This is a genomic window from Duganella rivi (assembly GCF_009857435.1).
Taxonomy (GTDB): Bacteria; Pseudomonadota; Gammaproteobacteria; order Burkholderiales; family Burkholderiaceae_D; genus Rugamonas; species Rugamonas rivi.
In genome coordinates this window covers 1-255 of record NZ_WWCK01000030.1, presented here as the reverse complement: position 1 = coordinate 255, position 255 = coordinate 1, and the positions used below count along the sequence as shown (strand labels likewise).

The following is a 255-nucleotide window of genomic DNA, read 5'->3' as shown; positions in this document are numbered from 1 at the left end:
TAAAACAGTCAGGATGTTGGCTTAGAAGCAGCCATCATTTAAAGAAAGCGTAATAGCTCACTGATCGAGTCGTCCTGCGCGGAAGATGTAACGGGGCTAAGCCAGTCACCGAAGCTGCGGATATCCGTAAGGATATGGTAGGAGAGCGTTCTGTAAGCCTGCGAAGGTGTCTTGTAAAGGATGCTGGAGGTATCAGAAGTGCGAATGCTGACATGAGTAGCGATAATGGGGGTGAAAAGCCCCCACGCCGTAAGC

1 rRNA gene is annotated in these 255 nt (G+C 50.2%); it reads left to right on the top strand.

Features of this window, described 5'->3' with window-relative positions:
- Nucleotides 1-255, top strand: a 23S ribosomal RNA gene (locus GTP45_RS27855); the annotation flags it as partial.